The sequence below is a fragment of the Paraburkholderia sp. TE9906 genome, from assembly GCF_056279605.1.
In genome coordinates this window covers 276,694-303,325 of record NZ_JBWCCT010000005.1, presented here as the reverse complement: position 1 = coordinate 303,325, position 26,632 = coordinate 276,694, and the positions used below count along the sequence as shown (strand labels likewise).

The 26,632-nt window shown below is 65.9% G+C and carries 22 protein-coding genes; 15 read left to right on the top strand and 7 right to left on the bottom strand.

Annotation, left to right across the window (positions count from 1 at the left end; genetic code table 11):
• Positions 1-39 precede the first annotated feature (39 nt).
• Positions 40-1,461: a trypsin-like peptidase domain-containing protein gene (locus ACZ9H4_RS15430; protein WP_476119478.1), complete on the bottom strand. Its 1,422-nt coding sequence runs from the start codon at positions 1,459-1,461 to the stop codon at positions 40-42.
• A 332-nt stretch (positions 1,462-1,793) separates the two neighbouring features.
• Here ACZ9H4_RS15430 and ACZ9H4_RS15425 point away from each other — a divergent pair, with 332 nt between their 5' ends.
• The 10 genes from ACZ9H4_RS15425 (at position 1,794) to ACZ9H4_RS15380 (ending at position 11,946) form a co-directional block, all read left to right on the top strand.
• Positions 1,794-2,315: a 2,4'-dihydroxyacetophenone dioxygenase family protein gene (locus ACZ9H4_RS15425; protein ID WP_408141283.1), complete on the top strand. Its 522-nt coding sequence runs from the start codon at positions 1,794-1,796 to the stop codon at positions 2,313-2,315.
• Complete coding sequence (locus ACZ9H4_RS15420) at positions 2,312-3,061, top strand: SDR family NAD(P)-dependent oxidoreductase (protein ID WP_408327060.1); 750 nt, start codon at positions 2,312-2,314, stop codon at positions 3,059-3,061. Before ACZ9H4_RS15425 ends, ACZ9H4_RS15420 begins: the two co-directional genes overlap by 4 nt.
• A gap of 82 nt (positions 3,062-3,143) precedes the next feature.
• Positions 3,144-4,445 carry an MFS transporter gene (locus ACZ9H4_RS15415; RefSeq protein WP_476119475.1) on the top strand — a complete coding sequence of 434 codons (1,302 nt, stop codon included), beginning with the start codon at positions 3,144-3,146 and terminating at the stop codon, positions 4,443-4,445.
• Positions 4,446-4,464: 19 nt separating this feature from the next.
• The gene (locus ACZ9H4_RS15410; protein WP_408141280.1) at positions 4,465-5,193 is read left to right on the top strand and encodes an SDR family NAD(P)-dependent oxidoreductase; all 729 of its coding nucleotides are present in this window, start codon (positions 4,465-4,467) and stop codon (positions 5,191-5,193) included.
• 77 nt (positions 5,194-5,270) lie between these two features.
• Positions 5,271-6,128 (top strand): IclR family transcriptional regulator, encoded by an 858-nt coding sequence (locus ACZ9H4_RS15405; protein WP_476119472.1) that lies wholly within the window; start codon positions 5,271-5,273, stop codon positions 6,126-6,128.
• 330 nt (positions 6,129-6,458) lie between these two features.
• Positions 6,459-6,629 (top strand): hypothetical protein, encoded by a 171-nt coding sequence (locus ACZ9H4_RS15400; RefSeq protein WP_476119470.1) that lies wholly within the window; start codon positions 6,459-6,461, stop codon positions 6,627-6,629.
• A gap of 317 nt (positions 6,630-6,946) precedes the next feature.
• Positions 6,947-7,459, top strand: coding sequence for a sigma-70 family RNA polymerase sigma factor (locus tag ACZ9H4_RS15395; RefSeq protein ID WP_408141278.1), 513 nt, complete (start codon positions 6,947-6,949; stop codon positions 7,457-7,459).
• A gap of 3 nt (positions 7,460-7,462) precedes the next feature.
• Positions 7,463-8,467 carry a FecR domain-containing protein gene (locus tag ACZ9H4_RS15390; RefSeq protein WP_408327066.1) on the top strand — a complete coding sequence of 335 codons (1,005 nt, stop codon included), beginning with the start codon at positions 7,463-7,465 and terminating at the stop codon, positions 8,465-8,467.
• A 129-nt stretch (positions 8,468-8,596) separates the two neighbouring features.
• The gene (locus ACZ9H4_RS15385; protein ID WP_476119467.1) at positions 8,597-11,086 is read left to right on the top strand and encodes a TonB-dependent siderophore receptor; all 2,490 of its coding nucleotides are present in this window, start codon (positions 8,597-8,599) and stop codon (positions 11,084-11,086) included.
• A gap of 62 nt (positions 11,087-11,148) precedes the next feature.
• Entirely contained in the window at positions 11,149-11,946 is a 798-nt protein-coding gene (locus ACZ9H4_RS15380; protein WP_408158082.1) for a hypothetical protein, read from the top strand.
• Between the two features lie 8 nt (positions 11,947-11,954).
• On the opposite strand, the gene ACZ9H4_RS15375 is transcribed toward ACZ9H4_RS15380, so the two are convergent.
• On the bottom strand, positions 11,955-12,242 hold the full coding sequence (locus ACZ9H4_RS15375) for a DUF4148 domain-containing protein (RefSeq protein WP_408148036.1): 288 nt from the start codon (positions 12,240-12,242) through the stop codon (positions 11,955-11,957).
• Positions 12,243-12,530: 288 nt separating this feature from the next.
• Between ACZ9H4_RS15375 and ACZ9H4_RS15370 the strand changes: the two genes are divergently transcribed.
• The 3 genes from ACZ9H4_RS15370 to ACZ9H4_RS15360 are packed head-to-tail and all read left to right on the top strand — an operon-like array spanning position 12,531 to position 18,677.
• Positions 12,531-15,752: an efflux RND transporter permease subunit gene (locus tag ACZ9H4_RS15370; RefSeq protein WP_476119464.1), complete on the top strand. Its 3,222-nt coding sequence runs from the start codon at positions 12,531-12,533 to the stop codon at positions 15,750-15,752.
• A gap of 19 nt (positions 15,753-15,771) precedes the next feature.
• The gene (locus ACZ9H4_RS15365; RefSeq protein WP_476119462.1) at positions 15,772-17,181 is read left to right on the top strand and encodes an efflux RND transporter periplasmic adaptor subunit; all 1,410 of its coding nucleotides are present in this window, start codon (positions 15,772-15,774) and stop codon (positions 17,179-17,181) included.
• Between the two features lie 26 nt (positions 17,182-17,207).
• Complete coding sequence (locus ACZ9H4_RS15360) at positions 17,208-18,677, top strand: efflux transporter outer membrane subunit (RefSeq protein ID WP_476119460.1); 1,470 nt, start codon at positions 17,208-17,210, stop codon at positions 18,675-18,677.
• 33 nt (positions 18,678-18,710) lie between these two features.
• Here the strand turns inward: ACZ9H4_RS15360 and ACZ9H4_RS15355 are convergent, their stop codons facing one another.
• Together ACZ9H4_RS15355 and ACZ9H4_RS15350 are read right to left on the bottom strand one after the other, a co-directional pair.
• Positions 18,711-20,171, bottom strand: coding sequence for a heavy metal sensor histidine kinase (locus tag ACZ9H4_RS15355; RefSeq protein ID WP_476119458.1), 1,461 nt, complete (start codon positions 20,169-20,171; stop codon positions 18,711-18,713).
• Positions 20,171-20,848 (bottom strand): heavy metal response regulator transcription factor, encoded by a 678-nt coding sequence (locus ACZ9H4_RS15350; protein ID WP_408148045.1) that lies wholly within the window; start codon positions 20,846-20,848, stop codon positions 20,171-20,173. The genes ACZ9H4_RS15355 and ACZ9H4_RS15350 overlap by 1 nt, the downstream gene beginning before the upstream one ends.
• 509 nt (positions 20,849-21,357) lie before the next feature.
• Here ACZ9H4_RS15350 and ACZ9H4_RS15345 point away from each other — a divergent pair.
• Positions 21,358-22,401, top strand: coding sequence for a rod shape-determining protein (locus tag ACZ9H4_RS15345; protein ID WP_121322348.1), 1,044 nt, complete (start codon positions 21,358-21,360; stop codon positions 22,399-22,401).
• A 182-nt stretch (positions 22,402-22,583) separates the two neighbouring features.
• The gene (ggt, locus tag ACZ9H4_RS15340) at positions 22,584-24,170 is read left to right on the top strand and encodes a gamma-glutamyltransferase (RefSeq protein WP_408153320.1); all 1,587 of its coding nucleotides are present in this window, start codon (positions 22,584-22,586) and stop codon (positions 24,168-24,170) included.
• A 35-nt stretch (positions 24,171-24,205) separates the two neighbouring features.
• Here ggt and ACZ9H4_RS15335 read toward each other — a convergent pair whose 3' ends face one another.
• From ACZ9H4_RS15335 to ACZ9H4_RS15325, 3 genes are read right to left on the bottom strand one after another with little or no spacing between them, the layout of a single operon-like run.
• Positions 24,206-24,796, bottom strand: a complete 591-nt coding sequence (locus ACZ9H4_RS15335) for a flavin reductase family protein (protein ID WP_408148049.1) — start codon at positions 24,794-24,796, stop codon at positions 24,206-24,208.
• Complete coding sequence (locus ACZ9H4_RS15330) at positions 24,786-25,541, bottom strand: GntR family transcriptional regulator (RefSeq protein ID WP_408148051.1); 756 nt, start codon at positions 25,539-25,541, stop codon at positions 24,786-24,788. Before ACZ9H4_RS15330 ends, ACZ9H4_RS15335 begins: the two co-directional genes overlap by 11 nt.
• The gene (locus ACZ9H4_RS15325) at positions 25,538-26,503 is read right to left on the bottom strand and encodes a polysaccharide deacetylase family protein (RefSeq protein WP_408153319.1); all 966 of its coding nucleotides are present in this window, start codon (positions 26,501-26,503) and stop codon (positions 25,538-25,540) included. Before ACZ9H4_RS15325 ends, ACZ9H4_RS15330 begins: the two co-directional genes overlap by 4 nt.
• Between the last annotated feature and the right edge of the window lie 129 nt (positions 26,504-26,632).

Genomic DNA, 26,632 nt, shown 5'->3' with positions numbered 1-26,632 from the left:
TGCGCGCAGTGCCGTTTTCGTCGATGTAACGCCGCGGGGTTAGCCGAGGTTCACGGTCACCGACGCTTCTTCGCCATCGCGCACCACGGTCAGTGAAACGCTGTCGTCGGCCTGCGCGATCATTTGCTTGAGTTGCTGGACGCCGCGAATCAGCTTGCCGTCCACCGCGACGATGATGTCGCCGGCCTGAATGCCCGCAGCAGCGGCCGGGCCACCGGCCTGTTGCACGACCACGCCGCCGGGCAGCGAGGCTTCCTGCTGCTCGTCCGCGGTGAGCGGGCGAACCGCCACGCCCAGACGCGGGCGGGACTGCTGCGGCTGCGGCTGTTGTTGCGGTTGCCGCGCACGCGGCGACTCGGATGCAACTTGCGACGACTGCACGCCGACCGTCACCGACAGCTTGCGCTCGGCGCCATTACGCCAGACGCTGAGCGTCGCCGTGCTGCCCGGGGTCAGCTGCGAGACCTGGCCCACCAGTTCGCGCGTGCCCTCGATGCGGGTGCCGTTCACGCTGACGATCACGTCACCCTGGCGCAAACCGGCCGCTTGAGCCGGACCGCTCGGATCGACCGAGCCGACCAGCGCGCCGTGCGTCGAGGCCAGACCCAGCGACTTCGCCTGCTCGGCGCTGACCGGCTGCACGCCCACGCCGATGCGGCCGCGGCTCACATGGCCAGTGCTGACCAGCTGGTCTTTCACGTGCATCGCCGCGTCGATCGGAATCGCGAACGACAGGCCCTGGAAGCCGCCCGTGCGCGAATAGATCATCGAGTTGATGCCGATCACTTCACCGTTCAGATTGAACAGCGGGCCACCCGAGTTGCCCGGATTGACCGGCACATCCGTCTGAATGAACGGGATCGGGCTGTCGTCGGAGAACTGGCGCGCTTTCGCACTGATGATGCCGGAGGTCACCGTGCTGTCGAAGCCGTACGGCGAACCGATCGCCACGACCCATTCGCCGACCTTGCTGTTGGCCGGGTCGCCGATCTTCACGGTCGGCAGGTTCGATGCATCGATCTTCAGCACGGCGACGTCGGACGTTTTGTCCGTGCCGATCACGTGCGCGCGAAACTCGCGGCCGTCGGTCAGCTTCACGGTGACTTTTTCGGCGCCTTCGACCACGTGATTGTTGGTCAGCACATAGCCGTCCTGGCTGATGATGAAACCCGACCCGAGGGCTTCCCCACCATGCCCGCCTTCACCGTCTTCACCACCGGTAGCGGCCTGTTTGGCGCCAATATGCACGACCGCCGCGCCGTAGCGCGAAACGATGCCGGAGAAGTCCGGCGCAGACGAACGCGTGCCGGTGATACCTGCCGAAGCGCCTGCGGCGGAGACTCCGCTGTGCGTATCGCTGACGGACGCGTCGGCTTCGCGGTGGCTGATCGCATAGGTACCGGCGATCGCCAGCGCAACGCAAGCGGCAGCGCTGCCGCGCCAATATTTGCTGGTGGTCATAGTCTGAAAGTGTGCGGTGGGTTGCGTGGAGGTGGCGTACTGTAGGGGCCTCCTCTTAAAGGAGGCTTAAAGATGGTGAGCGATCACGAGACGCCGGCACGCCCTGGTTCGCGCTCACACACAGGCGCTCACGGGCATTCGTCGATCTGTTCGAGCGCGTCGCCGGACACGTTTGTGGCTGGGCGCCCCGCCCGCTTCGAAGCAGCCGCCGCGTCTTCCGTTTCAGTGCCGGTAAGTGATTTCCCCAGGATTGACCTCGGCGAATCCCCTTTCGATAATAGCCATATGGTGGACTTCATGTCCACAATACGGACATTTCAAAGAGGATCCCCATGCCCGAGGCTAACCATTCCCCCATGACGCCGTACCAGTTGCCTTTCCCGAAGGAAGCGCAGCAGGAGATCGTCGTTCCGTTCGCGATTCCGACCGACGAGCGCGTCTGGGTCCCGCAGGCCGAAAACGTGTCGTTCCGCCCGCTGTGCCTGAACGCATCGCAGGGTTACTGGATGAACCTGCTGCGGGTTCGCAAGTCGGGCGTGCTGAGCCGCCATCGACATCCGCAAAGCGTGCACGGCATGGTGCTCAAGGGCCGCTGGCGTTATCTGGAACACGACTGGGAAGCCACCGAAGGCAGCTACGTGTACGAGCCGCCCGGCGAAACGCATACGCTCTACGTGCCCGACGACGTCGAGGAAATGATCACGTACTTCCAGGTCAACGGGGTGATGTTCTACTGCGACCCCTACGGCAACTACACCGGCTACGAGGATGTGTTCACCAAGATCGACATGTGCCGCAAGCACTACACGGCCGTCGGCCTCGGTGAGAACTACGTGGACCAGTTCATCCGATGAGCGCGCCCGTCAGCTTCGCTCACTACGATTTCTCCGGGCGCGTCGCGGTCGTGACGGGCGCGGCCGGTGGCATCGGCCGCGCGCTTTGCGAGGCGTTCGCGTGCAATGGCGCCTCGGCGGTCAACTGGGACCGCGTGCCGGGAGAGCAGGACACGCCCCGCGCGCCGCGCCACTTCCAGGTGGACATCACGCGCCCCGAGTCGATCGAGGCGGCGCTCGCGGCGACGCTCGACGCGTACGGCCGCATCGACTATCTGGTGAACAACGCCGGTTTCGCGGGTCCCACGCTGCCGCTCGACGAATACGATCCGCTCGAATGGCAGCGCGTGATCGACGTGAACCTGCTCGGCACCTATCACGTCAGCCGCTTCGTCGTGCCGGTGATGCGCCGCGCGAACGCCGGGCGCATCGTCAATGTCGCCTCGCTGGCGGGCAAGGAAGGCACGCCGAACGCGTCCGCGTACAGCGCAGCGAAAGCCGGCGTAATCGCCATGACGAAGTCGCTCGGCAAGGAGCTGGCGCAGACCGGCATCCTCGTGAACGGCATCGCGCCCGCCGCGGTGGAAACCACACTGCTCGCGCAGATGTCGCCAGCCCACGTGCAGACGATGATCGACAAGAGTCCGCTGCGACGGCTCGGCACCACGGATGAAGTCGCGCAACTCGCATTATGGCTTTGTTCGGATTCCTGCTCGTTCAGTACCGGTGCGATTTTCGATCTGTCCGGCGGACGGGCGACTTATTGACGTCGTCGTTGCAGTTCGTGTTTTAGCCCTTGTATCCGCACTATTCCAAACACACGCAAGACATCTTGCGCAGGAGACAAACATGCTTCAGAAGTCACAGCGTCTGAAACGTATTCAGTTGGTCGCGGTCGCCTTTCTGACGGTTGCAGGCATCATCAATTACCTCGATCGCAGCACGCTGTCGATCGCGAATCATCTGGTGAGCGAGGAGCTTCATCTGTCCGCTTCGCAGATGGGGCTGCTGCTTTCGGCGTTCTCGCTGTCCTATGCGTTCGCGCAGTTGCCGGTGGGCGCGCTGCTCGACCGTTTCGGCTCACGCGTGATGCTCGGGCTCGGCATGCTGGTGTGGTCGATCGCGCAGGTGATGGGCGGCTTCATCCAGTCCCTCAATCATTTCCTCGTCGCACGGGTCGTGCTCGGCGTGGCCGAGGCGCCGCTGTTTCCCGCCGGCGCGAAAGTCGTCAACGAATGGTTCGCCGTGCGCGAGCGCGGACGTCCTACCGGCACCTTCATTTCGTCGTCGACCATCGCGCCGATGATCGCCCCGCCGCTGCTCACCGTGCTGATGCTTTCATTCGGATGGCGAACCATGTTCGTCATCATGGGCGTGCTCGGCATTCTGGTGGCGGTGGGCTGGTACATGTTCTATCGCAACCGCGATGAACTCGTGCTCACCGAAGCCGAAACGGCGCACCTCGAAGAAGGCTCGCTGAACACCGAAGGTCCGAAAGGACTGAGCTGGTCCGAATGGGGCGCGCTCTTCAAGCTGCGCAACACGTGGGGGATGATTTTCGGCTTCATGGGCGTGATTTACATGGTCTGGCTGTACCTCACGTGGCTGCCCGGTTATCTGGAGAAAGAGCGCCACCTGAGCATCGCGCATACCGGCTGGCTGGTGTCGATTCCGTACATCTTCGGCACGATCGGCATGCTGAGCAGCGGCGTGATCGCCGACTATCTGCTCAAGCGCGGCATGGCGCCGATCCGCAGCCGCAAGTGGCCGCTATGCATCGGCCTGATCGGCGCGGCGGCATTCACGGTGCCCGCCGCGTACACGCCGAGCACCACGCTCGCGATCGTCTACGTGTCCTGTGCGATGTTCTTCGTGAATATGTCGAGCGGCACCGCGTGGGCGCTCGTCAGCGTCGCGGCGCCGCGCCACCTCGTGGCATCGCTCGGCAGCATGCAGAACTTCGGCGGCTATCTGGGCGGCTCGTTCGCGCCGGTGATCACGGGCATCGTCGTCGATCAGACGCATTCGTTCGTCAACGCACTGCTGATCAGCGCGGGAGTCGCCTTCGCCGCCGCCTTCGTCTACCTGTTCGTCGTGAAGGAAGTGGCGCCCGCGCCGCTGCCGAACGCCGTCAAAACACAACCAACCTGAGCACTCGTTGCTGACTCACATGACATTCCAGAACAATCTGCTTGAAGGCAAGGTCGCATTCGTCACGGGTGGCCTCTCCGGAATCGGCGCGGCCATTGCAAACGGGCTCGCGAAGCTCGGCGCGCAAACGGTCGCGGCCGGCTTGCCGCTGCCCGAAGGCGCGCCGGATACGCTCGACCGAGAAATCCGGCGCGTCACGCTCGATGTGCGTTCGAGCGACGACGTCGCCGCCGCGTTGCAGGCGTTCGAGCGGCTCGACATCGTGGTCAATTGCGCTGGCGTGATCAGCCGGGTGGAAGAACACCGCATCGAGGTGTTCGAGCGCGTGATGGACATCAACCTGAACGGCACGATGCGCGTCTGTTCGGCCGCGCGTGAATTGCTGAAGGCGTCGTCGGGCTGCATCGTGAATACGGCGTCGATGCTGAGTTTCTTCGGCGGCGGTCTGGTGCCGGCCTATAGCGCGAGCAAAGGCGCGGTCGCGCAACTGACCAAGTCGCTCGCACTCGCCTATGCGGCCGACGGCATTCGCGTCAATGCGATCGCACCGGGCTGGATCGCGACGCCGCTGACCCAGGCGTTACAGGACGACGACGGCCGCTCGCAGGCCATTCTGGATCGCACGCCGATGCGTCGCTGGGGAACACCGGATGAAGTCGCGCAGGTCGCGGCGTTTCTGTGCACGCCGGCCGCGTCGTTCATGACGGGGGCGATCGTGCCGGTCGACGGCGGCTATCTGGTCGCGTGACGAACCGGCTTGGCGTCGATGGCATTCTGCCCGGGAAATAAGGGCATAATTGCTCAACTGTGTCCGACCGTAGCCTGATGTCCACCTCCGATTCCAAGCCTTCCTCCCACGCCGGCCAGACCGGCGAAAGCGTCGCCACCGGCACGGCCAGTACCGCCGACGGGAAGACCGTTGCTGGCGCCGCCGCGTTCTCCAAGTTCATTGCCGTGCTGCAACTGGTCGCCGATGCGCAGACGCCGCCCAATGTCGCCAGGCTGAGCGCGGCGAGCGGCTATCCGCGCCCTACCGTCCACCGTATCGTGGCCGCGTTGCAGGCCGAAGGGCTGATCGTCGGCGCGGGCAGCGGCAACACGTTCGGTCTCGGCCCGCGCCTCGTCAATCTGGCGAGCCGCAGCTGGGAGCGCTCGGACTTGCGCCTCGCGGCGGTCGATGCGCTGATGGAACTGCGCAATCTCACGTCGGAAACGATTCATCTCGCCGTGCCGAGTCAGGGCGAGATGGTGTACATCGAGAAACTGGAAAGCCCGCACGCGGTGCGCATGGCGTCGCGCATCGGCACGCGGGTGTCGCTCACGTCGAGCTCGGTGGGTAAGGCCTATCTCGCGACGCTCGGCGTGACCGAACGCGAAGCGTTGCTCAAAGACGCGCCGCTGCGCCGCTTCACCGAGCACACGCTAGTTACGCTCGACGAAGTCCGCCGTGAACTGGTCGCCACGGAGCAACGCGGCTACGCCGAGGACCGCGAAGAGAACGAAGTCGCGATCTCCTGCTACGGTGCGGCAATTCGCGGCGCTGACGGACGCGCGGTCGGCTGCGTGAGCATCAGCATGCCGACCTTTCGCCTGGAGCGCGACGCGCAAACGCGCTACATCGAGCCATTGCTCGCGGCTTGCCGGACTATCGCGGCGCGCCTCGGGCCGGCCTCGGGGCGCTGAACGACCAAGGTCGAAGCTGGTCAGGACACGCGTGCACGGTGCGCTGTTCGTCAATCGGCAGGCCGGCACGCGTCGCATGGCACGGCTCGGTCGAAGGGACAGCGCAGGCGGCACTCAAGGTCCACCACGCACGACTGTTCGAAGACCAGAGCGGGCGCGGAATCTGCTACTCGATTACCCCGTTGATCGCTTGCCCGATACGCCACCCAACGGTCCACGGCCGGGGCGACGCGATTTCAACGGATGAATCGGGGCATCCGGTCGCGCTTTTCATGAGCATCAGGAGAAGCAACCGGGGGCCATCCGTCGAATCGAACGAGGAGAACCACGATGACCCTGCTCATTTACCTGGCCGGCTGGATCATTCTGATTGCAGGCGTGTCATGGGGACTAGTCACGCTGCACGTCGCTCGACACACCGTCGAAATCGTGGCGGTCATCCTGCTGGGCGTGGCGGTGATTACCGGCGCCACGCGGGCACGCAGCCGCGACAAGACCTAGACATGCGCGCCCGTCCAAGCCTGACACCCTTCGGACGGGCGCATGGCTCATTGTCCGCCCGCCACTGTTGCCACTGTTGCCACTGCCGCCGCCAATTAACCGCAACTGCCCGCAACGACCTGCCCCCTCCCGAGAAGGACCGGAATCGGCGCGCAAAACCGCCCCCATCAGTATCCAGCCTTCTCGAGCGACCCCGCCAAACTCCGCCCCCTCGCGACCCAAACAGCATTTCCGTCGCCAATTTCTCCATGCTATGATGCGAATCATTCTCATTTAGCAAGATGCCTGATCGGTCGATCCGGCGTCCATAGCGGGCCATGGCGGCAAACAATCCGACGCTGCATCGAGAGGTGCAGACGCTCTACAGCGATCATCACGGCTGGCTTCACGCGTGGCTGCGCAGGAAGCTCGGCTGCGCGCATCGCGCCGCCGACCTCGCGCACGACACGTTTATGCGCCTGCTCGCCCGCGACGAGCCGCTGCGCCTCGACGAACCGCGCGCTTTCCTGACGACGGTCGCGCAACGCGTGATGGCCAACCACTGGCGCCGCGAGCAGATCGAGCGCGCGTACCTCGACGCGCTCGCGCTCGTGCCCGAGGCATTCGCACCGTCGCCCGAAGAGCGTGCGCTGCTGCTCGAAGCGCTGGTGGAGATCGACAGTCTGCTCGACAGTCTGCCGGTCGCCGTCAAACGCGCCTTCCTGCTAGCCCAGCTCGACGGCCTGACCCATGCCGAAATCGCCGCGCAACTGAAGATCTCGATTACCACGGTGAAACGTCATCTGGTGCGCGCCGCCGCGCAGTGCTTCTTCGCATTGAGCCCCGCGTAACGGATGCCCGGCTTGAACGCAGACACGAGACCCGATGTGCCGCGGCATGTCGCGATGCGCGCGGTCGAATGGTGGATGGAACTGCAATCCGGCAAGGACACGCGCGCGCAACAATTTGCGCTGGCCCGCTGGCGTGCCGAGCACCCCGATCACGAACTCGCATGGCGGCACATCTGCAACGTCAGCGGCCGCTTGCGCAGTCTCGCCGACGCCACCGGCGAGGCCGGCGGCACAGCCGCCGCACGCGCCGCACTGACGCGCACCGGTTCGGCCCGGCGTCGCGCCAGCGTCAAAGTACTGGCGACGCTGCTGTTCGCCGGCGGTGCAAGCTGGATGGCCAGTGAACACGTGCCATGGCGCGCATGGAATGCCGACGTGCGCACCGCGCTCGGCGAACGCCGCAGCCTCACCCTCGGTGACGGCACGCGCGTCACGCTGAACACCGGCAGCGCGATCGATATCCGCTTCGACGACACCGAGCGGCGCGTGCGCCTGATCGAAGGCGAAATCATGGTCGCGACCGCGCATCGCGACGGCGAACGGCGGCCCTTCAGCGTGGAAACCGCACAAGGCAGCCTGCAGCCGTTGGGCACGCGCTTCGCGGTCAGACAGCAAAGCGGGTTTGGCCGCCTCGACGTATTCGAAGGCGCCGTGCGGATCAGTCCGCGCGACGCGCCGCACCTTGCACCGGTCGTGCGCGCCGGGCAACGCGCCCGCTTCACGCGCGACGCCATCAGTGCGGTGGAAACCATCAGCGAGAACGACGCCGCATGGACGGACGGTCTGATCGTGGCCGGCGGCATGCGGCTCGGCGATTTCATCGACGAACTCGGGCGCTATCGCGCCGGGCATCTGAGCTGCGATCCGGCGGTGGCCGGTTTGCGTCTGTCGGGCACCTACCCGCTCGCCGATACCGACCGCGTGCTCGATACCGTAACCCGCATCCTGCCGGTCGAGGTCGTGTTCATCACACGCTACTGGGCCACCGTGCGCGCCGCGCGTTCGTAAGGACGCCCCGCGAACGACCTGCGCGGTGCTCGCCGAACAATTTTTCCGCCAGTTGTGAGCTGTTTTCGAATCTCGCGTGACAAGGGAGATGAGAGCAACACATCGTCCATCTTCCTGCGAGCTTTGAACATGGGACAGTATCGAAAGACCGGCGCCGGCCGTGGCGTGTTGCGCCCACGGCCGGCGGCGCACTTCGCGCGGCATATCGCAACGGCCGCGCTGATCTCGGCGGGGCTGCCGTCCAACGCGGCGCTCGCCGCCGAACCCTCGGCCGACACCCGCGCCGCCGCCGAAGCGCCGGCGCGCAAGCGCTACGACATTCCGGCCGGCCCGCTCGAGGGCGCGCTCAATCGTTTCGGCCGCGAAGCCGGGCTGCTGCTGTCGTTCCCGGCTGAGCTGACAGCCGGGCGCAACAGCGAAGGCCTGCACGGCGAGTACGGCGTGCAACAGGCGCTCGACCACCTTCTGCATGGCACCGGCCTCGCCGCACGCCAGCAGTCGAACGGCAGCTACACGCTCATCGAGCAGGAACGGCCAGGCGCGGACGGCGCGAGCGACGCCACCCTGCCCACCGTCGCCGTGACGTCGCGGCTGGTGCAAGCTGGCAGCTATCGCCCGCCCGCCGAAGCGGGCGTGACCCGCTCCGACACGCCGATACTCGACACCGCGCAGGCCGTCGCCGTGGTGCCGTCACAGGTGCTGCGCGACCAGCGTCCGCGCAATCTGGACGACGCGCTCGCGAACGTGAGCGGCATCGTGCAGGGCAATACGCTCGCCGGCACGCAGGACACGCTGCTCAAGCGCGGCTTCGGCGGCAATCGCGACGGCTCGATCATGCACAACGGCATGCCGCTCGTGCAGGGGCGCGGCCTGAACGCGGCCGCCGACAGCGTCGAAGTGCTCAAGGGCCCGACTTCGCTGCTGTACGGGATCATGGACCCCGGCGGCGTCGTCAACGTGGTGAGCAAGCAGCCGTTGCTCACGCCTTATCACGCGATCTCCGTGCTCGGCTCGACATACGGGCACGGCCGTAACGGCGCCGAGACGACGCTCGATACGACCGGGCCCATCGGCGACTCGGGCCTCGCGTACCGGCTCGTCGTCGATCAAACCAACGAACAGTACTGGCGCAATTTCGGCGAGCATCGCGAGACGCTGGTCGCGCCGTCGCTCGCGTGGTATGGACGCGATACGCAGGTGGTGGTCTCGTACGAATACCGGAACTTCCTCTATCCGTTCGACCGTGGCACCGCGCTCGATCCGAAGACCAACGAGCCACTCGCGATTCCGAGCCGCCGCCGTCTCGACGAGCCGTTCAACGAGATGGACGGCGAATCGCACCTCGCGCAAATCAGCGTCGATCATCAGATCAACGCCGACTGGAAGGCGCATGTCGGCTACAGCTACAACCGCGAAACCTACGACGCGAACCAGTTGCGCGTGCAGGGCATCAACAGCACGACAGGCGCCGTGTCGCGCAGCAACGATGCGACGCATGGCGCGCTGAGCACGGATAGTTACTCGATCGCGTATGTGGACGGCCATTTCAACGTCGCCGGATTGCGTAACGATCTGCAGGTCGGCGTCGACGCCGAGTATCGCCGCATCTATCGCCGCGACCTGCTGCGTCAGGCGACGAAGTATCCGTTCAACTATTTCGATCCGGTCTACGGCCTGGAGAGTCCGTCCACCACGGTGTCCGCGAGCGACAGCGATCAGACCGACACGCTGCACGACCGCTCGCTGTTCTTCCAGGACAGTCTGCATCTGACCGACAAGTGGATACTGATCGGCGGCGCACGTTTTCTGAGCTACAACCAGGTCGCGGGCAAGGGCCGGCCGTTCGTCGCCAACACCGACATCAACGGCACGAGATGGCTGCCTCGCGCGGGCGTGGTCTACAAATGGACCGACACGGTGTCGCTGTACGGCAGCTATACGCAGTCGCTGAAGCCGACCTCGACGATCGCGCCGCTCTCCACCGGCGTGGTGATCGACTCGTCAGTGCAGCCCGAGCAGGCCACCTCATGGGAGCTCGGCGCAAAAATGGCGCTGCCCGCCGGGCTGACCGGCACGCTCGCGCTCTTTAACATCGACAAGAAAAACGTGCTGGTGCAGCAGTACAACGATGCGACCAAACAGACCGACTGGCGCACCGCCGGCAAGGCGCGCTCGCGCGGCGTCGAACTCGACGTCGCCGGTCAGATCGGCGAGCACTGGAGCGTGATCGCGAGCTACGCGTATATCGACGCGAAGACCACGGAAGACCCGCTTTATGCCGGCAACCGCTTGTGGAACGCGCCGCAGAACACGGCGTCGTTCGCGGCGGTGTACGACTTCGGCGCGGTCCTCGGCGGCGACCAGTTGCGCGTGGGCGCCGGCGCGCATTACGTCGGCGCGCGGCCGGGCGATTCGGCGAACAGCTTCACGCTGCCGTCCTATACGGTCGCCGATGCGTTCGCCACCTACGACACGAAAATCGGCAACCGTCATCTGTCTTTCCAGCTCAACGTGAAGAACCTGTTCAACAAGACGTACTACCCGTCGAGCGTGAACAAGTACTTCGTGTCGATTGGCGACGCGCGCCAGGTGTCGCTGCTCTCGACGCTCGAGTTTTGAACCGCACGGGCGCGGTACGCGCCGCCGTTCGCACTATCCACCTGAACGAGACAGGAAGGCCCATGAAAATTCACAAGCACCGCAATGAACCCGCCCTCGCGCCGCGCGCGAACCGCAGAACTTTTCTCACTGCGGCAGCGAGCCTCGGTGCGGGGTTGGCGTTTGGCGCGCCCGCAGCCTACGCGGTATCGAACGCCACGGGCACGGGCAGGAAGGTGGTGATGGTCGTGCAGGCAAACGCGCAAACAGGTGAGAAAAAAAGCGGCCCGGACCAGAGCGCCGACCAGAAGATCGCCGCACATCTCATCGCGCGCGGTTACGGCGTTCGCATGCTCGATCAGGCACAGCCGCCCGAAGCGGCGAGCGACGCCGATCTGGTGCTGATCTCGTCGACTGTGTCGTCGAAACAGGTGGCGAGCGGCTGGCGCTATCTGGCCAGGCCGCTACTCACATGGGAAAACGATCTGCTCGACGACTTCGCGATGACCGGCAAACGCCACGACGTCGACTTCGGCGAAGCGCAAAAAGAGCGCTACCTGTGGCTCGTCAATGCGCCGCATCCGATGGCCGCCGGTTTGCCGGCGGGCGTGACGAATGTCTACGGCAGGCAGGCCGCGATGAGTTGGGGCAAGCCCGGGCTCGGCGCGGCGATCATCGCGACGCTGTACGGTCAACCGGAAAAAGCGGCGATTTTCGCGTACGAAAAAGGCGCGACCATGGACTATGAGTCGCTGGCGCCCGCGCGGCGCGTGATGTTCTTTCTGAACAACGACACATTCGGCAATCTGTCGGCGGCGGGCGCGAGCCTGTTCGATGCGGCGGTGGATTGGGCCGCCGCGCCCGCAAGCAATCCGGCCTGAAGCCGTTCTCAATTCGACGCCGTGCGCGATTGCATGGCGGGTGCGTCTGCCGTGCTGAGCGCGCCGGCGTGATCCGTACCGTGCTGGATCGCGTAAATTTCGCGGTTTCGCGCAATCGTCGCCGCCGACGGCGGATAGTCGCCGGTCGGCGTCGGAACCAGTCCTTCGGCTTGCGCCTGCTGCAACTGCGCCATCACATCGGCCCGCGTCAAGCCCGACGAGGTGGTTTGAGCAAAGGCATTCGCGCCGAACGGCAGGCTGAGGGCGGCAACGGCAAGAGCGGTAAGCAGTTTCATGATGAATCTCCGGGTAGGGGCAAGAAGGAAGTGGCCTGAACCACGCTTCCCATTCTTGTTATTTCAGCTGTCGGAGCACTGACCCGGACATTACCGTTTTGTTATCCATGGCGAGCCCGCCGCGCGCCTCGCCCCTCCCCCCGGTCCGTCAGATAACAGAACGGTAATCTAGCCGACCGCAGCGCGTAAGCGCCCCGCCGCCACACTCCTGACTCACGAAGCCGCGTCGCGCGTTCATCGCAGCGCCGCCCCGACGCGCGCCTCCTTTGTCATTTTCAGGAATCCGATATGTGGATCGTCAGGCTCGCGCTGCGCCGCCCCTACACTTTCGTGGTACTCGCCGTGCTGATCTTTATGGTCGGCCCGCTCGCGATACTACGCACGCCGACCGATATCTTCCCCAACATCGATATCCCGGTGGTCAGCATCGTCTGGACGTATAACGGCTTTTCCGCGCAGGACATGGCCAACCGCATCACGTCGAACTACGAACGCGCGCTCACCTCCGACGTCGAAGATATCGAGCATATCGAATCGCAATCGCTCAATGGCGTGTCGGTGGTGAAGATCTTTTTTCATCCGGGTGCGGATATCAATCGCGCGATTGCCGAGGCCGCGTCCAATTCCGCGTCTATTCTGCGCGTGCTGCCGCCTGGCACGCTGCCGCCGAACATCATCACGTACAACGCCTCGACGGTGCCGATCCTGCAACTGGGGCTGTCCAGCGACACGTTGTCCGAGCAGCAGCTCTACGACCTGGGCAATAGCGCGATCCGCACGCAGCTGGCGACGGTGCAAGGCGCGGCGGTGCCGCTGCCGTTCGGCGGCAAGGTGCGGCAGATCATGGTCGATATCGACCCGCGCGCGCTGCAGGCCAAGGGCCTCGCACCGCTCGACGTGGTCAACGCGATCAACGCGCAGAACCTCATCCTGCCGGGCGGCACGGCGAAGATCGGCGCGAAGGAATACAACGTGCAGATGAACGGCAGCACGGACACCGTCGCCGCGCTCAACGATCTTCCGATCAAAACAGTGGCGGGCGGCGTGGTGTACGTGCGCGACGTCGCCCATGTGCGCGACGGCTACGCGCCGCAGACCAACATCGTACGCAGCGACGGCAAACGCGCCGCGCTGCTGACCGTCGAAAAATCCGGCAATACCTCGACGCTGACGATCATCCAGCAGGTCAAATCGCTGTTGCCGCACATCGCGGCCGGCTTGCCGAGCGCCTTGCACATCACCGCGCTCTCGGACCAGTCGGTGTTCGTGAAATCGGCCGTAGTGGGCGTCGCGCGCGAGGCGTTGATCGCCGCCGCGCTTACCGCGCTGATGATCCTGCTGTTTCTCGGCAGCTGGCGCGCCACGCTCATCATCGCGGTGTCGATTCCGCTGGCGGTGCTGACTTCGCTGATCGCGCTTTCCGCGCTCGGCCAGACCATCAACATCATGACGCTCGGCGGGCTTGCGCTCGCGGTGGGCATTCTCGTCGACGACGCCACCGTCGCGATCGAAAACATCACGCATCATCTGGAAAACGGCGCGCCGCTGCACGACGCGATCCTGAACGGCTCCGGCGAAATCGCCGTGCCCACCTTCGTCTCGACACTCTCGATCTGCTTCGTGTTCGTGCCGATGTTCCTGCTCTCCGGCGTCGCGCGCTATCTGTTCGTGCCGCTCGCCGAAGCCGTCGTGTTCGCGATGATCGCGTCGTACTTCTTTTCGCGCACGCTGGTGCCGACCCTCGCCATGTATCTGATGCGCGCGCGCAGCCATGCGCCGCTCAGCGGCAACGGCAACGGCCCGATTGCGCGTCTGATCCGCTTTCAGGCAGCGTTCGAGCGACGCTTCGAGCGGCTGCGCGAAGCCTATCGCGGCGCGCTCGGCGCGGCGATCGCGAGCCCGCGTCGCTTCATTGCGGTGTTCCTGCTGGCGTGCGTCGGCTCGCTCGCGCTGGTGCCGTTCGCCGGCCGCGATTTCTTCCCTGCTGTCGATACCGGCGAGATCCGCCTGCATCTGCGGGCGCCGACCGGCACGCGTATCGAAGACACCGCGCGTCTCACCGACGAGGTCGAAACCCGCGTGCGTGACACGATTGCGCCGAAGGAACTGGCCGCGATGCTGGACAACATCGGCGTGCCGGTGAGCGGCATCAATCTGACCTACGACTCGTCGGACCCGATCGGCCCGGAAGACGCCGACGTGATGATCACGCTCGCGGCGAAACACCGGCCCACCGCGCAGTATGTGGCGGCGCTGCGCACGATGCTCACGAAGGATTTCCCCGGCGTCACGTTCGCGTTCCTGCCCGCCGACATCGTCAGCCAGATTCTCAACTTCGGCTTGCCCGCGCCGATCGATATCCAGATCGTCGGCAACAAGCTCGATGCGAACCGCGCCGTCGCCAACACACTGCTCGCGCAACTGCGCGGCGTGCGCGGTCTCGTCGACGCGCGTATCCAGCAGCCGGGCGACGCCCCCGCGATCAACGTCAACGTCGACCGCACGCGAGCGATTCAGGCCGGTTTGCTGCAACGCGACGTCTCGCAGAATCTGCTGATCGCGCTGTCCGGCAGTTCGCAGACTTCGCCGAACTTCTGGCTCGATCCGCGCAACGGCGTCAGCTACCCACTTCTGGCGATGATGCCGCAGTACGACGTGAACTCGCTGCAGGCGCTCGCCAATATTCCGGTCGCACAAGGCGGCGCATCCGGCTCGGCGACCGGCCCCGCACCGCAGAACCTGCTCGGCGCGCTCGGCACGCTGACGCGCGGCACCCAGCAAGCCGTGGTGTCGCACTACAACGTGCAGCCGGTGCTCGATATTTTCGCGTCGGCGCAAGGGCGCGATCTCGGCGGCGTGGCGGCCGACGTGACCCGGCTCGTCGACCAGATCAGGCCGCAGTTGCCGCCGGGCGCGTCGATCGTGGTGCGCGGCCAGGTGCAGGCGATGCACGACTCGTTCACCGGCCTCGCAAGCGGCATGCTGTTCGCGATCGCACTCGTCTATCTGCTGATGGTCGTCAATTTCCAGTCGTGGCTCGATCCGCTCATCATCGTCACCGGTCTGCCGGGTTCGCTCGCGGGCATCGCGTGGATGCTGTTCAGCACCGGCACTCGCCTGAGCGTGCCGGCGCTCACGGGCACGATTCTGTGCATCGGCATTGCCACGGCCAATAGCATTCTCGTCATCAACACCGCCCGTGAATTGCACCACGGCGGCACACCGCCGCTGCGCGCCGCGCTCGACGCCGGGTTCAGCCGCTTCCGTCCGGTGCTGATGACCGCGCTGGCGATGCTGATCGGCATGCTGCCGATGGCGCTCGGCCTCGGCGACGGCGGCGAACAGAACGCGCCGCTCGGACGCGCCGTGATCGGCGGCCTCGCGCTCGGCACGCTGTCGACCTTGCTGTTCGTCCCGGTGGTCTACGGGACCGTGCACGCGTGGCTCGATCGGCGCCGCGCGGCGCGCAACGCCGCCCAGCAAGTCCGCGAGCCGGCCCACACTCTTTGATTCCGACAGGACCTGGCCCATGAACGACTCATCATTTCCGCCCGAACTGGGCGAGCAGGCTAGCCAGTCTGCGCACGCCGCTGAAACCGGCACTCCCCCCGATGCGGCTCGCGCTGCCGAGCCGCATCGGGCGGCGGCGTCAGCATCGCAGACGGACGGCGGCTCACGCGCGCACATGTCCGACAGAAGCAGCGCTTCGCCCGTAGAACCCGCGAGCGCCGATCACCGCGAACACGCCGGGACCGACAGCGACACAGCCACCAGCGCCACTGTTTCCCCTGACGCGAGGCAGCGCCGCCGCCTCTGGCCGCTCGTGCCCGCCGGCCTCGCCGTCGCGTTGCTGCTCCTCGGCATCGTGCCGCGCCTGCATGCCAGCGCCGCGCTGACTCGCCAGACCGACGCGCAAAGCGTGCTCAGCGTCTCCGTCGTCACGCCGCGCGCCGCACCGGCCAGCCGTGAACTCGTGCTGCCCGGTTCAATTACGCCGTTCGCGGAAGCCTCGATCTATGCCCGCACGAGCGGTTATCTCGCGCACTGGAACACCGACCTCGGCGCGCAGGTGAAGAACGGCCAGACGCTCGCGACGATCGACGCGCCGGAGCTCGACGCGCAACTGCGCCAGGCCCGCGCCGACGCCGCCACCGCGCAGGCCAATTTCGACTTCGCGAAGACCACCGCGCAGCGCTGGCAGGCGATGCTGCAAACCCAGTCGGTCGCGCAGCAGGATGCCGACACCAAAGTCAGCGAGATGGAGGCGCGCCGCGCGATGCTGGCGTCGTCGCAGGCCAACGTCGCGCATCTCGCCGAGCTGGTTTCGTACGAAAAGGTCACCGCGCCGTTCGACGGCGTGATCACCGCGCGCAACGTCGACGTCGGCGCGCTGGTGACCGCGGGCGGCTCGCCCGGCACGGCCGGCGCGTCAGGCGAGCTGTTCCACATTCAGCAGACCGGCACGCTGCGCGTGTTCGTCGACGTACCGCAGAACGACGCGCCTTACGTCACGCCCGGCATCGGCGTGTATCTGAGCACCCAGCAGTATCCGGGCCGCCAGATCCCCGCGAAGGTGGCCCGCACGAGCGGCGCGATCGACCCGTCGAGCCGCACGCTGCGCGTCGAAGTCGACGTGGACAACCGGGATGGCGCGCTGATGCCCGGCGCCTACGGGCAGGTGCATCTGCAGTTGCAGGCGACGAGACCCGCGCTCGACCTGCCGGTCAGCGCGCTGTTGTTCCGCCCCGGCGGTGTGACGGTAGCGGTGGTCGACGGCAACGGCCGGGCGGTGCTGAAGACCGTGCAGATCGGCCGCGATTTCGGCACGCATGTGGAAATCACGACGGGGCTCGCCTCGACCGATCGCGTGATCGACAACCCCGGCGATTCGCTGAGCACGGGCCAGGTCGTTCAGATCACACCGGCGATGCATAGCTGAGCCACCGTCACAGAAAGGAATCGCCGATGTTTTCAAGCTCTCCGGCAAGGCCGCTGCCGCGCCGCGCCCCATTCGCCACGCTGCTCGCCGCGCTGTGCTCCGCGCTGCTTGGCGCCTGTTCGACCCTGCCGCCTTACCAGCGCCCCACCGCCGAAGTCCCCGCGCACTATGCGGGCGCGGCGCCCGGCTGGGCGCAGGCCGCGCCGGCTGACTCGGCGCCGCGCGGTCCGTGGTGGACCGCTTTCGACGATCCGGTTCTCAACCAGCTCGAAGCGCGCATCGACGTGTCGAACCAGACCGTGCGCAAGGCGGTCGCGCAGCTCCAGCAGGCGCGCTCGCTGGTCGACTACCAGCGCGCCGGTTTTTTCCCGACGATTACCGCCGGCCTCGCGCAGGACCGGTCGCGGACCTCGCAGAACGTCGAAGGCAAATCGCTGGCGGGCAAGACCGTGCCCGACTATGCGGCGGGCGTCTCGGCGAGTTGGGAACCGGATCTGTTCGGACGCATCCGCGACAGCGTGAACGGCGCCCACGCCGACGCCCAGGCCAGCGAAGCGGACCTCGAAGGCGTGCGCCTGTCGATGAGCGCCGATCTCGCCGTCGACTATTTCGCGCTGCGCTCGCTCGATACCCAGAAGAAACTGCTCGACGACAGCGTGAGCGCCTACGCCGCCGCGTTGAAGCTGCTGCAACAGCAACTGAACAACGGCGCGATCGATGCTTCCGCCGTCGCCCAGGCCACGACGCAACTCGAAGCCACCCGCACGCAGGCGACCGATATCGACGTGACGCGCGCGCAGATGCAGCATGCGATTGCCACGCTGACCGGCGAGCCGGCCTCGAGCTTCACGCTGCCGCCGAACGGCTCCGCCGCGGCGCCGCCGGCGATTCCCGTGGGCTTGCCGTCCCAGCTGCTGGAGCGCCGCCCTGACATCGCCGCCGCCGAACGGCGCGTGGCGTCCGCGAATGCGCAGATCGGCGTGGCGCACGCGGCGTTCTTCCCCGACCTGGTGTTGTCGGCGAGCGTGGGCCTCGAGAGCACCTTCTTCGCGCCATGGCTGAGCGCGCCCAGTCTGTTCTGGTCACTCGGCCCGCAACTGGCCGGTACGCTGTTCGACGGCGGCAAGCGCCGCGCGAGCCTGCACGGCGCCGTCGCGCAATATGACGGCGCGGTCGCCGATTATCGCCAGTCGGTGCTGGTGGCGTTCCAGCAAGTCGAGGACAGCCTGTCCGCGCTGCACGCGCTCGCCGACGAAGCCGCCAGCCAGCAGCGCGCCACGACGGCCGCGGATCTGTCACTGCGCCTCACGACGAACCGCTTCAATGCGGGGGCCGTGAGCTATCTCGACGTCGTGACCGCACAGACCATCGCGCTGACGAATCAGCGCGTCGCCGATCAGATCGCCGCGCGCCAACTGGAATCGAGTGTGCTGTTGCTGAAGGCGTTGGGCGGACCGTGGCAGGCAGGCGCAGCGAACACGCCCGCGCATGGATAGCGTTGCCGAGCGCCCCGCCTGGGCCTCGGGCGTTCACCCTGCCCGTTTGAAAGTCAGGACGAAGCGTGTGCCGCGCGCATCGCTCTCCGCATGCACCGTGCCGCCATGCAACTCCATGATGGTGCGCACGATGGCGAGGCCCAGTCCCGTCGATCCCGTCGACGCTTGCGAGACGTCTGCCGCGGGCAGCGAACTGCGTGACGGATCGACGCGATAGAAGCGGTCGAAGATGCGTTCGAGATGCTCGGCCGCGATCGGCGTGCCCTGATTCGACACGCTGACCCGCACCGCCTCGGGCGACTCGCCGACGTCCAGCGCGATCTCGCCGCCCGGCGGCGTATAGCGGATCGCATTCGCGAGCAGATTGCCGAGCGCGCGGCGAAACAGTTCGAGATCCGCCGTCAGGCTGGCTGCGCCGCCGACCCGCACGCGCACGCCCGCCTCCTCGGCAATGCCTTCGAAGTAGTCGGCGATGTGGCTCAGTTCCTGCCCCGCGTCGAACTCGCGCATGTGCTTGACGAACTGCGGATGCTCGGCGCGCGCGAGAAACAGCACGTTCTCGATCATTCTCGACAGACGGTCGCACTCTTCGAGATTCGACGCGAGCAGCGACTCGTATTCATCGACCGAACGCGGACGGGCGAGCGCCACCTCGGCGGCGCCGCGCATGTTGCCGAGCGGCGTGCGCATGTCGTGCGCGAGATCGGCCGTGAAACGCGACAGCCTCTGAAAACCCTGCTCGACCCGTTCGAGCATCGCATTGAACGACACCACCAGCGCCGCCAGTTCACTCGGCACACGCTCGACGGTGACCCGCGTATCGAGGCGGTTGATCGTGACGAGGCCCGCGCTCGCCGCAATGTCGCGCAGCGGCTGCAGCGCGACGCGAATCAGCACATAGCCGAGCAGCATCGCCAGCAGCACGCCGGCCACGCCCGCCATCTGGAGCTTGTCGCGGTAACGGTCCAGCAGCAGCCAGCGGTCGCTCATGTTGCGCGCCACCAGCACGCTCGCGGTGTCGCCGTTGCGCAGCCGCACATCGGTGAGAATGCCGCGAATCGGGGCGCCATTGCGCCCGATCCAGTCGCCGATGTCGGCCTCGGTAATGCGCGCGGTGGCCGCCACGCGCGCGAGCGGCGGCAGCGCGGCGAGGCTCGCCGCGCCGCTGGCCGCGTCCGGCGCGGCGAGCGCAGCGGCGATGTTGTGGTCGATCGCCTTGTTGCCGTCGGGGCCGAACACTTCCATCGACATCGCCTCGTTGCCGAGCACGATGCTCGCAAGGCGCTCGCCGTGTTCGCGAATGCCCTGCGCCGATTCGAGTTCTTCGGCGAGGCGCCGTGCGTGACGCACGGCCAGCACGATGTCGAGATTGTCCTGCGCCTTGATCTGCTTTTCGAGCGCGAGGTACAGGAAACTGCCGACCAGCACGAATACCGCCAGCGTGGTGACGCCAAAAGCAAAGGCGAGCGTGGCGGCAAGCGAACGGCCGCGCATCAGCCGAGGTCCTTCACTTCGAGCACGTAGCCGACGCCGCGCACGGTGTGAATCAGCTTGACCGGGAAGTTATCGTCGATCTTGGTGCGCAGACGCCGGATCGCGACTTCGACGACATTCGTGTCGCTGTCGAAATTCATATCCCATACATAGGAGGCGATCTGCGTGCGGCTCAGCACTTCACCCTCGCGGCGCGCGAGCAGCTGCAGCAGCGAGAATTCACGCGGCGTCAGATCGATGCGCGTGCCACCCCGTTTCACGCGCCGGCGATTCACGTCCATTTCCAGATCACCTACCTTGATCAGCTCGCTTTCGCGCGGCGGCCCGCGGCGCCCGAGCGTGCGCACGCGCGCCAGCAATTCGACGAAGGCAAAAGGCTTGACGAGGTAGTCGTCCGCGCCGAGCTCCAGCCCTCGCACGCGGTCGTCGACGTCGTCGCGCGCGGTGAGGAACAGCACGGGCGTGGTGCGGGTGCTGCGCAAGCTCCTGACGACGCTCCAGCCGTCCATGCCCGGCAGCATCACGTCGAGCACGATCACGTCGTACTCTTCCTCCTGGGCGAGCAGCAGTCCCTGCGGGCCGTCGTTCGCGACGTCAACCGCGTAGCCGGATTCTTCCAGACCTTTCTTCAGATAGGCCGCTGTTTTCAGCTCGTCCTCGATCACCAGGATTCGCATTGGTTACTCCGCTTTGCGTTGACGCTGAAATCATACCGTCTGGCGCTCGGGTCGACGATTACCATTCAGTAATGTTCGTCCGCGCAGCATCCCGTGAAGAACCGGCCGGCGGGCGGCTTCGGCCGCCCGGCGCGTTGCGCGTCACGCCGCCGCGCTGCCTTGAGCAACCGTCGCCGAGGTCTGAAGCGGCCGTGCCCGTGGCCGGCGAACCCGCGCGAGCGTGCCTGCGCAGGGCCGGTCCGTTCGCCCGCTCGCGCCTCCGTACGCAAGCCCGGCCTGCGTCGTCCACTTCCTGCGAAGCCGCGAGGCTGCTCGTGCACCCGCGTGGCGAGCGCACGGATAAGCCCAAGCAGGACTGATTTTGCGCCAGCTCAGCCACCGGCATTGCCGCCGCATCCGAAACTGTTATTCTTCCCTCTCTCCCGACCGTCAACCGGTCGCCTGGCGCCATGGCGCGGCACTCCCCCAGCGGCGCTCACGCGCCCGACCTCACAGAGACAGGAATTTGCATGTTCGGTTTTCTGCGCGGCTATTTTTCCAACGACCTGGCCATCGACCTCGGCACGTCCAACACGCTGATCTACATGCGTGGCAAAGGCATCGTGCTCGACGAACCCTCGGTGGTTTCGATCCGCCAGGAAGGCGGCCCGAATGGCAAGAAGATCATTCTGGCCGTCGGCAAGGAAGCAAAGCAGATGCTCGGCAAAGTGCCGGGCAACATCGAGGCGATCCGCCCGATGAAAGACGGCGTGATCGCCGACTTCAACATCACCCAGCAGATGATCAAGCGCTTCATCCAGATGGCGCACGAATCGCGGATGTTCGCGCCGTCGCCACGCATCATCATCTGCGTGCCGTGCGGTTCGACCCAGGTCGAGCGCCGCGCGATCAAGGAAGCCGCCCATAGCGCGGGCGCATCGCAGGTCTATCTGATCGAGGAGCCGATGGCCGCGGCAACCGGCGCGGGGCTGCCGGTGTCGGACGCGACCGGCTCGATGGTGGTCGACATCGGCGGCGGCACGACCGAAGTGGGCGTGATCTCGCTCGGCGGCATCGTGTACAAGGGCTCGGTGCGCGTGGGCGGCGACAAGTTCGACGATGCGATCGTCAACTACATCCGCCGCAACTACGGCATGCTGATCGGCGAGCAAACCGCCGAAGCGATCAAGAAGGAAATCGGCTCCGCGTTTCCCGGCTCCGAAGTCAAGGAGATGGAAGTCAAGGGCCGCAATATGTCCGAAGGGATACCACGCAGTTTCACCGTGTCGAGCAACGAAATTCTCGAAGCGCTGACCGATCCGCTGAACCAGATCGTGTCGGCCGTGAAGATCGCCCTGGAACAGACGCCGCCCGAACTCGGCGCCGATATCGCCGAGCGCGGCATCATGCTGGCGGGCGGTGGCGCGCTGCTGCGCGACCTCGACCGGCTGCTGGCGGAAGAAACGGGGCTGCCGGTGTTCGTCGCCGAAGCGCCGCTGACCTGCGTGGTGCGCGGCTCGGGCATGGCGCTCGAACGGATCGAGAAGTTCGGCGGCTTCTTCTCTTATGAATGAACGCGTGCGGCGGTGAGGGATTACGCCGTGTGTCTCATTGCGCACTGATCACGCGCTATCTGTCCGCGCGCGGCCTCACGCATGTTGCGGCGTCGCACTGATTATTTTCGGCGCCGCGCGCGAACTTATACTTCCGACTCCGGCGCGCTCATGCGCAACTCATCCCCCGTAGCGGAGCAAGAATGCACGACTCTCGACTCGCCTGTGCCATCGACGGCATGGTCACCAGCCCTCATGCGTTGGCGAGCGAGGCCGGCCGCGATGTATTGCGTGCGGGCGGTAATGCGATCGAAGCGGCCATCGCGATCGGCGCGGCGCTGTGCGTGACCTATCCGCATTTCACCGGACTCGGCGGCGACGCCTTCTGGGTGATCGGCGACCGCGCGGGGACATTGCGCACGCTGTCGGGCATCGGCCAGGCCGCGGCTGAACTGCCCGCGTTCGATGCCGCGATTCCCGTGCGCGGCGCGGCGTCCGCGCTCACGACTGCCGCCACTGTCGATACATGGCATCAGGCCTACGAGATCAGTCAAAGCACATGGGGCGGCACGCAGTCGTGGTCGTCGCTGTTCGAGCGTGCGCTCGATTATGCGAGCAACGGGTTTCCGGTCACGCCGTCCCAACATTTCTGGCAGAGCCTGCGCGCCGACGAATTGAGCGCATTACCCGGCTTCGCGGCGGCCTTCGCACCGCACGGCAGGATTCCCGCCATCGACGAGCGCTTCGCGCAACCGGCGTTGGCGAAAAGCATCGAACGGATTGCCCGTTTCGGCGCGCGCGAGTTTTATGAAGGCGAGCTGGCCGAGCGAATCGCACGCGGTTTGCAGCAGGCCGGCTCGCCGCTCACCGCGAGCGACCTCGCCAGAACCCGCGCGCGCGACGAAGCGCCGTTGCGGGTCGCGTATCGCGGCGGCGAGCTGGTGAGCCTGCGTCCGCCCACGCAAGGGGTGACGACGCTGCAGATCATGGGTACGCTGGATCGCTTCGACGTCGCCTCGATCCGCGAAGGCAGCGCCGATTACTACCACCTGCTGGTGGAAGCCGTGAAATGCGCGTTCGTCGATCGCGACCGTTTCGTTTCCGATCCCGAGTTCAACGACGTGCCGCTCGAGCAGATGCTCTCGCGTGCGACACTCGACGCGCATGCCGCTTCGATCGACTTGCAGCAGGCCCGCGCGTGGCCGCACGTGTTCCGCCCGGGCGATACGGTGTTCATCGGCGCGACGGATCGCGAAGGCCGCAGCGTCAGCGTGCTGCAAACGGTCTACTTCGATTGGGGCAGCGGCGTGGTCGCGGGCGACACCGGCATTCTGTGGCACAACCGCGGCGCCTCGTTCAGCACACACCCCGCGCATCACAACGTCGTGCAGCCGGGCAAGCGCCCCTTTCATACGCTGAACCCCGGCATGTATCTGAAAGACGGCCGCCCGGCGTTGCTGTTCGGCACGCAAGGCGCCGACGGTCAGCCGCAAACGCTCGCCGCGATTCTCACGCGGCTGATCGACTACGGGATGGACCCGCTCACCGCCCTCGCCCGCCCGCGCTTTCTGCTCGGCAAGACGTTCTCCGACACGCGCGATGCGTTGAAGCTCGAAGAAGACGCGGGCGCCGACGTGTTCGCGGCGCTGGCCGCGCGCGGCCACGAGGTCAGCACGATCGCGGCGCAGAGTCCGCTGGCGGGTCACCCAGGCGTGATTCGCATCGATGCCGACGGCACGGTTTCAGGCGCGCACGATCCGCGCAGCGACGGGCGCGCGCTGGGTGTGTGATCGGAGTGGTGCTGGGACTGCGCGGCCGAGCGCCGTCACCCCAGCGTAAACCGGTCACGTGTCGTCACATAATCGCTCGCACCAAATCGACCCACCGGAAAGTAGTGCTGCAAGCGCACGCGCCACGTCTCGATGTCGATCAATTCGTCGCGCGCATGCAGCCGATGCACGCGGCCGATAAAAATCTGCCGGCTGCTCGTCTCCAGCGTCTCCCAGATCGTGCATTCGAACGCGACCGGCGCTTCGGCGATGCGCGGCGGCGCGACGTGCGAGCTTGGCACCGGCGTCAAGCCGACCTCGGCAAGTTCGCTCACATGAGGCGGCAGCCTTTCGCCGCAGCGATGCATTTTTTCGGCGATGGCTTCGTCGGCGAGATGCACGACGAACTCGCCGGTCCGCACGATATTGACCGCCGTGTCCTTGAGCGTGCCGTCCGCCCCGCGGTTCACGCTGATCATCACGATAGGCGGCTCTTCGCCGAGCATGTTGAACATCGAGAACGGCGCGGCGTTGATCGTGCCGTCGGGCCCGAGCGTGGTGACGAGCGCGATCGGACGCGGCACGATCAGGCTCGCCATCAGCTTGTAGCGCTGGTATTCGGTGATCGCCTCGAAATCAATTTCCATGTCGGTCCGCCTGGTTCGTGGTCGCTTGTCCAATGATGCCGAGTAATTGGCCGAGGCTCTTCTCGCCACGCATTCGCGACGTTTCAATGCGCTCTTCGAGATCGCGCAGGTGCGCTTCCATATGCACGATCGCGCCTGCCGCATCGCGCGCCTCGATGCAATCGACGATGGCCGCATGCTCGGCGTGCTCGCACGGTGCATGCCCCGGCGGTTCGTATACGCCGACAATCAGCGAACAACGCGACACCAGTTCCTTCAGATAGTTTTGCAGGATCGAGTTGCCCGCCAGCGCGGCGATGCGCATATGAAAGCCGCTCGCGAGCGTCGCCCACGACGGCTGGTCGAAGCGATGCATCGCCTCGTGCTCGTTCGCGAGTTGCTGACGCAGCACCTTGATGTCTCGCGCGCTCGCACGCTGCACGGCAAGCTCGACCAGCATCCGCTCGACCGAACGCCGCGCCTCGAAAATCTCGCGAGTTTCCTCGGGCGTGGGCTCGGCGATCACTGCGCCCTTGTTCGGCCGCAACACGACGATGCCGTCATACGCGAGTTTTTCCAGCACGCGACGCACGACCGCGCGGCCCACGCCGAACAGCTGGCACAACTCGGGCTCGGGCAGCTTCGTGCCGGGCGTCAAACGATGATTGAGCACGCCGTCGAAAATCGACTGGTAGATGCGCGCATCGATATCGGCCTCCTCACCACGGGCCTTTTTCGCGGTGGCCGCACCGTCTCTCGCGCTCATACCGTAGCCGGGCGCACGATGCCGTCCCGCTCCAGATCGTCCATATGATTCGCGATCGCGCCCGGTGTGGTGATCCACACATCGCCTCGCGCACGCGCCGCGGCGATATGTTCGAGCGCGCGGCGCAGATGCCGCAACCTGTACGGCTGCCCGACCAGATACGGATGCAGCGCGATGCCCATGACGAGGGCCTGCGGTTGCGAACCGCGATTGGCCTGTTCGAGCATCTCGTCGAACTGGTCGACGATCATGTCGGCGAACGCACGGCCGTCCATGTGCCGGCCCACCATCATCGGCAGATCGTTGAGTTCCTGCGGATACGGAATCGACCAGAGCGGCGCGCCGCGCGTGGCCATGCGCACGGGGCGGTCGTCGTGACACCAGTTCAGCGTGTAGCGATAGCCGGTTTCGGCCAACAGATCGGGCGTCAGATGCGACTCCGAAATCCACGGCGACAGCCAGCCGTGCGGCGGTGTACCGGACTCATCCGCGATCCGTTCGCGGCAATGCAGAAGCAACTCGCGCTCGCCGCTTTCGTCGAGCTCGCTCTGCCGGTGCGCATTCGTGTGGCCATGGCCAATCAGTTCATCGCCACGCGCGACGCAAGCCGCGATCAGTTCAGGACAGTGATCGTAAAGCGCGGTGTTGATCAGCGTGCCGGACGGCAAAGCGAGTTGATCGAACAGTTCGATGCAGCGCCACGCGCCGACGCGATTGCCGTACTCGCGCCAGCTATGGTTCAGCACATCCGGCTGCGGTGAAAGCGGCCCGAGCGCCGCACCGAGTCCCTCACCGAACGCAAAGTGCTCGATGTTGAAGCCGAGATAGACCGCGAGCCCCGCTCCGCCTGGCCAGCGGTAGGCGTCGCTATCCGTGATCGGCCTGTATGCAAAACGTCCATGCGTCGCGAGCGATTGACGCGCGCGGTTCTCTATTGCGGGCATGTTCCGTGTGTCGTTCATGAGAAGAAACCGTGGATGACGAAAAACGCCGCGTCACGTCATGCATGAACCGGATTGGCCGGTTCATGCCCCGAGACGGACCGCTGACGCACCGTGATCGCGCAAATCCATCCTGCTGATCGCTAACGA

What these genes read in the sequence shown, in the direction of transcription:
- ACZ9H4_RS15410 (WP_408141280.1), top strand. Translation starts at nt 4,465, where the DNA reads ATGACATTCCAGAACAATCTGCTTGAAGGCAAGGTCGCATTCGTCACG.
- ACZ9H4_RS15385 (WP_476119467.1), top strand. Translation starts at nt 8,597, where the DNA reads ATGGGACAGTATCGAAAGACCGGCGCCGGCCGTGGCGTGTTGCGCCCA.
- ACZ9H4_RS15425 (WP_408141283.1), top strand. Translation starts at nt 1,794, where the DNA reads ATGCCCGAGGCTAACCATTCCCCCATGACGCCGTACCAGTTGCCTTTC.
- ACZ9H4_RS15365 (WP_476119462.1), top strand. Translation starts at nt 15,772, where the DNA reads ATGAACGACTCATCATTTCCGCCCGAACTGGGCGAGCAGGCTAGCCAG.
- ACZ9H4_RS15405 (WP_476119472.1), top strand. Translation starts at nt 5,271, where the DNA reads ATGTCCACCTCCGATTCCAAGCCTTCCTCCCACGCCGGCCAGACCGGC.
- ACZ9H4_RS15380 (WP_408158082.1), top strand. Translation starts at nt 11,149, where the DNA reads ATGAAAATTCACAAGCACCGCAATGAACCCGCCCTCGCGCCGCGCGCG.
- ACZ9H4_RS15355 (WP_476119458.1), bottom strand. Translation starts at nt 20,171, where the DNA reads ATGCGCGGCCGTTCGCTTGCCGCCACGCTCGCCTTTGCTTTTGGCGTC.
- ACZ9H4_RS15420 (WP_408327060.1), top strand. Translation starts at nt 2,312, where the DNA reads ATGAGCGCGCCCGTCAGCTTCGCTCACTACGATTTCTCCGGGCGCGTC.
- ACZ9H4_RS15345 (WP_121322348.1), top strand. Translation starts at nt 21,358, where the DNA reads ATGTTCGGTTTTCTGCGCGGCTATTTTTCCAACGACCTGGCCATCGAC.
- ACZ9H4_RS15330 (WP_408148051.1), bottom strand. Translation starts at nt 25,541, where the DNA reads ATGAGCGCGAGAGACGGTGCGGCCACCGCGAAAAAGGCCCGTGGTGAG.
- ACZ9H4_RS15400 (WP_476119470.1), top strand. Translation starts at nt 6,459, where the DNA reads ATGACCCTGCTCATTTACCTGGCCGGCTGGATCATTCTGATTGCAGGC.
- ACZ9H4_RS15335 (WP_408148049.1), bottom strand. Translation starts at nt 24,796, where the DNA reads ATGGAAATTGATTTCGAGGCGATCACCGAATACCAGCGCTACAAGCTG.
- ACZ9H4_RS15325 (WP_408153319.1), bottom strand. Translation starts at nt 26,503, where the DNA reads ATGAACGACACACGGAACATGCCCGCAATAGAGAACCGCGCGCGTCAA.
- ACZ9H4_RS15415 (WP_476119475.1), top strand. Translation starts at nt 3,144, where the DNA reads ATGCTTCAGAAGTCACAGCGTCTGAAACGTATTCAGTTGGTCGCGGTC.
- ACZ9H4_RS15395 (WP_408141278.1), top strand. Translation starts at nt 6,947, where the DNA reads ATGGCGGCAAACAATCCGACGCTGCATCGAGAGGTGCAGACGCTCTAC.
- ACZ9H4_RS15350 (WP_408148045.1), bottom strand. Translation starts at nt 20,848, where the DNA reads ATGCGAATCCTGGTGATCGAGGACGAGCTGAAAACAGCGGCCTATCTG.
- ACZ9H4_RS15360 (WP_476119460.1), top strand. Translation starts at nt 17,208, where the DNA reads ATGTTTTCAAGCTCTCCGGCAAGGCCGCTGCCGCGCCGCGCCCCATTC.
- ACZ9H4_RS15370 (WP_476119464.1), top strand. Translation starts at nt 12,531, where the DNA reads ATGTGGATCGTCAGGCTCGCGCTGCGCCGCCCCTACACTTTCGTGGTA.
- ACZ9H4_RS15375 (WP_408148036.1), bottom strand. Translation starts at nt 12,242, where the DNA reads ATGAAACTGCTTACCGCTCTTGCCGTTGCCGCCCTCAGCCTGCCGTTC.
- ggt (WP_408153320.1), top strand. Translation starts at nt 22,584, where the DNA reads ATGCACGACTCTCGACTCGCCTGTGCCATCGACGGCATGGTCACCAGC.
- ACZ9H4_RS15430 (WP_476119478.1), bottom strand. Translation starts at nt 1,461, where the DNA reads ATGACCACCAGCAAATATTGGCGCGGCAGCGCTGCCGCTTGCGTTGCG.
- ACZ9H4_RS15390 (WP_408327066.1), top strand. Translation starts at nt 7,463, where the DNA reads ATGCCCGGCTTGAACGCAGACACGAGACCCGATGTGCCGCGGCATGTC.